Genomic DNA, 3,991 nt, shown 5'->3' with positions numbered 1-3,991 from the left:
CGCGGCTCGGGCGGCGCGGATCGCTCCGGGCGGTGGTGGCGCGCCTCGGGCGGTGTGGGCCAGCGGTGCGGGTCAGGCGGCGTCGGCGGCGGCTTGGAGGGCGGCGATGTCGATCTTGCTCATGGTTCGGAGCGCGGCGCCCGCGGCGGCGGCCCTGGCCGGGTCCGGGTCGGCCAGGAGCTTGCTCAGGGCCGAGGGCACGACCTGCCACGAGAGGCCGTAGCGGTCCTTCAGCCAGCCGCACTGGCTCTCCTCGCCGCCGTCGGCGAGCAGCGCCTCCCACAGCTCGTCGACCTCGGCCTGGGTCTCCCGGTTGACGTGGATCGAGACGGCCTCCGTGAACCGGAAGTGCGGGCCCGCGTTCATGGCGGCGAACTGCTGCCCGTCGAGCTCGAACGTCACCACGAACGCCTTGCCGTCCGGCCCGTTCGTGACGCCGGTGACCTTGGAGTTCTCGATCACCGACGTGTAGAAGTTCGCGGCCTCCTCGGCCTGGTGGTCGAACCACAGGAAGGTGGAGATGTTCGACATGGTCGTGTCCTCTCGACTCGGTCGTGCTCGCTCTCTGCCCAGTGGACGGAGCCGACCCGAGCTCCTCGACATCACCGGCCAGAATTCTCCGAGGTTTTTCCGCGCCCGCCCGACGCCTGCCGTGCGTCGCCGTGCGCCAGGGTCCTGACCTGCCCAGCGAGTGGGAAGAACGCCTCCGGCACGCGGCCGGCTATGTACTGACGGTCACTTTCCGGTGTACCGTCCCGCCGAGCCTGGGAGCGCTCCCAGGCGTTTGTCGAGATGAGGAGGGGCTCAGTGAAGCGCTCCACCGCCGCACTAGCGGCTTGCGCGGTGGTCATCGGCACCGCGGCGACAGTCCTGCCCCAGGCCATGGCCGCCGCCCAGGGGTGCCGGGTGGACTACACCGTCACCAGCCAGTGGCAGGGCGGGTTCCAGGGGGCCGTCAAGCTCACGAACCTCGGTGACCAGGTCAGCGGGTGGTCCCTGACCATCGCGTTCCCGGCGGGCCAGCGGGTCACGCAGGGCTGGAACGCCACGTGGTCCCAGTCGGGCACCACGGCGACCGCGACCAACGTCGACTGGAACCGGACGCTGGGCACCGGCGCGTCGACGGACCTCGGGTTCGTCGGCTCCTGGACGGGCAGCAACCCCGTGCCCACGTCGTTCGCGCTGAACGGCGTCGCCTGCACCGGCTCGACCACGACGACGTCCACGACGTCCACCACGACCACGACGACGACCACGAACCCGCCGGTCGGCACCACCCCCGTCGCGATCAACGGCCAGCTGCGCGTCTGCGGCGTCTACCTGTGCAACCAGTACAACAAGCCGATCCAGCTGCGCGGCATGAGCACGCACGGCATCCAGTGGTTCGGCAAGTGCTACAACAACGCGTCGCTCGACGCGCTGGCGACGGACTGGAAGTCCGACCTGTTCCGCGTCGCGATGTACGTGCAGGAGCAGGGCTACGAGACCAACCCGAGCGGCTTCACCAGCCAGGTGAACTCGCTGGTCGACATGGCCGAGGCCCGCGGCATGTACGCGATCATCGACTTCCACACCCTCACGCCCGGCGACCCCAACTACAACCTGGAGCGCGCCAAGACGTTCTTCGCCTCCGTCGCCTCGCGCAACGCGGCGAAGAAGAACGTGATCTACGAGATCGCGAACGAGCCGAACGGCGTGAGCTGGGCCGCGATCAAGAACTACGCCGAGCAGGTCATCCCGGTCATCCGCGCGGCCGACCCCGACGCGGTCGTCCTGGTGGGCACCCGCGCCTGGTCGTCGCTGGGCGTCTCGGAGGGCTCGAACGAGACCGAGGTCATCAACAACCCGGTCAACGCGACCAACATCATGTACACGTTCCACTTCTACGCCGCCTCGCACAAGGACAACTACCGGGCGACGGTGAGCCGGGCGGCCGCCCGCCTGCCGCTGTTCGTCAGCGAGTTCGGCACGGTCACCGCCACCGGCGGCGGCGCGTACGACCAGGCGAGCACCGCGGCCTGGCTGAACCTGCTCGACCAGCTCAAGATCGGGTACGCCAACTGGACGTACTCCGACGCGAACGAGAGCAGCGCGGCGTTCCGGCCGGGCACCTGCAACGGCAGCACCTACACCGGCAGCAGCGTCCTGACCGACTCCGGCGCGTACATCAAGAGCCGGATCAGCACCCCGGACAGCTTCCCGACCAGCTGACCGGGAACCGCGAAACGGGGCCCCGCCGACTCACGGCGGGGCCCCACCCGTTCGTGGAGCCGGCAGCCAGGGCGTTGTCCGGCGCGGTCGTGCGGTGCGGCGTTGTGCGGTGCGGCGTTGTGCGGCGGAGTCGTGCGGGTCAGGGGGCGGTTCGGCCTTCTCCGGCGGGCTGTCGGCGGATCGTGACGAGCTCGCTGGCGTCCTCGTCGCGCAGGCGCCGGAGTATCGACGCGCCTATCCGCTCCGCCTGCGCCTTCGCCAGCTCCGCTTTCACCCCGGCGAACAGGTCGTCCACGGTGACGCGCCACAGGTCCCACCAGCGGGTGAAATGCGTGGTCGTCAACGGGGCGCGCTCGTTCAAGGCGAGGTGCACGCGCAACGCGTTCCGGCGATAGGCGCCGGTGCGGAACAGCACCGTTTCCCAGAAGTCCGCCATGACCGGCAGGTGCTCCGCCAGGTCCATCCGCGCGACGTCGCGGAACACCGGCCCGAGCAGGTCGTCGGCGAAGGCGCGGCGGTAGAACTCCGTTACCAGGCCTACGACGTCGTCCCGATCGGCCAGGTCGCGCGGCGGGCGGTCCGTCACCGGGCGCCACCGGGCGGCGCGACGCGGTGCGGCCGGGCGAAGTGCATGGTCAGACGGTAGCAAAACGGCTCGGCGGGGCCGTCGCGCGGCTCGCCGGAGTGGTTTGGACGATTGCGCGGGAATACGCCGGCGCTGATTCGCGTCCGCGTGGAATCACCGAGGTCGCGCCGGTTCCGGTAATACACCATTCACGAATGCGGAGCGCCGGGCGACCGCGCCGGCCGTCCGCTATCCCGTGATAACCTGACGTGGTCGAGGGCGACGGCGTAAAAGCAGTGTGAATCCGCGTTCGTGGCGGGCGCATTGTTTGTGTGCCTACACCACCGGCGGAAGGCGGGCAATAGCCCAACCGGACTCGCATTCCAGGCGCATTGGACGGAAATGGTGATGAGCGCCACTGTTCCCGTCACCGTCGAACTGCTCGGCCCGGCGCGGGCGTGGCGGGGTGGCGCGGAGGTGGACCTCGGCACGGCTCGCCGCCGTGCGGTGTTCGCGCTGCTGGCCCTGCGCGCCAACCAGGTCGTGTCCAAGGACGAGTTGGTCGACGGCGTCTGGGGCGACGCGCCGCCGTCCACGGCCGAGGCGAGCCTCTACACGTACGTGTCCGGGCTGCGGCGCGCGCTGGAACCCACGAGGTCGAAGCGGTCGGCGGCCGTGGTGCTGGTGTCGGCCGGCTCGGGGTACTCGCTGCGGCTGCCCGTCGACGGGCTCGACGTGGACCGGTTCGAGCGGCACCGCTCCCTGGCCGCGACGCTGGCCGAGGTCGACCCGGAGGGCGCCCTGGCCGAGCTGGACCGGGCGCGGGCGCTGTGGCGCGGCGAGCCGCTGTTCGGGGTGCCCGGCCCGTTCGCCGAGGCGCAACGCGCGCGCCTGCGCGAGCTGTGGCTCGCGGTCGCGGAACGGCGGGCGGAGCTGGCCATCACCCTGGGCCGGCACGCCGACGTGGTCGCGGACCTCTCCGCGCTGGCCGGCGCGCACCCGTTGCGCGAGGACCTGCGCGCGTTGCTGATCACGGCCCTGCACCGCGCGGGCAGGCAGGCCGAGGCGTTGGAGGTCTTCGAGGACGCGCGGCGCGTGCTGGTGGAGCGGCTGGGCATCGAACCGGGCGCGGCGCTGCGGGACGCCCACCGGCGGGTGCTCGCGCACGATCCCGGAGGCGACCCCCTGCCCGACCGCCTGCCCGACCCCGTGCCG

The 3,991-nt window shown here is 71.2% G+C and carries 4 protein-coding genes; 2 read left to right on the top strand and 2 right to left on the bottom strand.

The genetic code is table 11. The features are described from left to right. Nucleotides 1-72: 72 nt before the first annotated feature. The gene (locus ACFQ3T_RS34890) at nucleotides 73-531 is read right to left on the bottom strand and encodes a VOC family protein (protein WP_380730130.1); all 459 of its coding nucleotides are present in this window, start codon (nucleotides 529-531) and stop codon (nucleotides 73-75) included. 276 nt (nucleotides 532-807) lie between these two features. Between ACFQ3T_RS34890 and ACFQ3T_RS34885 the strand changes: the two genes are divergently transcribed. Then, nucleotides 808-2,211 carry a cellulase family glycosylhydrolase gene (locus tag ACFQ3T_RS34885; protein WP_380730128.1) on the top strand — a complete coding sequence of 468 codons (1,404 nt, stop codon included), beginning with the start codon at nucleotides 808-810 and terminating at the stop codon, nucleotides 2,209-2,211. Nucleotides 2,212-2,350: 139 nt separating this feature from the next. On the opposite strand, the gene ACFQ3T_RS34880 is transcribed toward ACFQ3T_RS34885, so the two are convergent. After that, a complete protein-coding gene (locus ACFQ3T_RS34880) occupies nucleotides 2,351-2,797 on the bottom strand; it encodes a group III truncated hemoglobin (protein ID WP_380730126.1) in 447 nt (148 codons plus the stop codon). 387 nt (nucleotides 2,798-3,184) lie between these two features. On the opposite strand from ACFQ3T_RS34880, the gene ACFQ3T_RS34875 reads away from it, so the two are divergent. Further along, nucleotides 3,185-3,991 (top strand): AfsR/SARP family transcriptional regulator (locus ACFQ3T_RS34875; protein ID WP_380730124.1); only part of this gene is annotated, 807 nt, incomplete at its 3' end.

The organism is Saccharothrix hoggarensis (genome assembly GCF_042678885.1).
GTDB classification, from domain to species: Bacteria; Actinomycetota; Actinomycetes; order Mycobacteriales; family Pseudonocardiaceae; genus Actinosynnema; species Actinosynnema hoggarensis.
The sequence above is the reverse complement of the archived record's forward strand: the minus strand, read 5'-3'. Positions and strand labels throughout refer to the sequence as shown.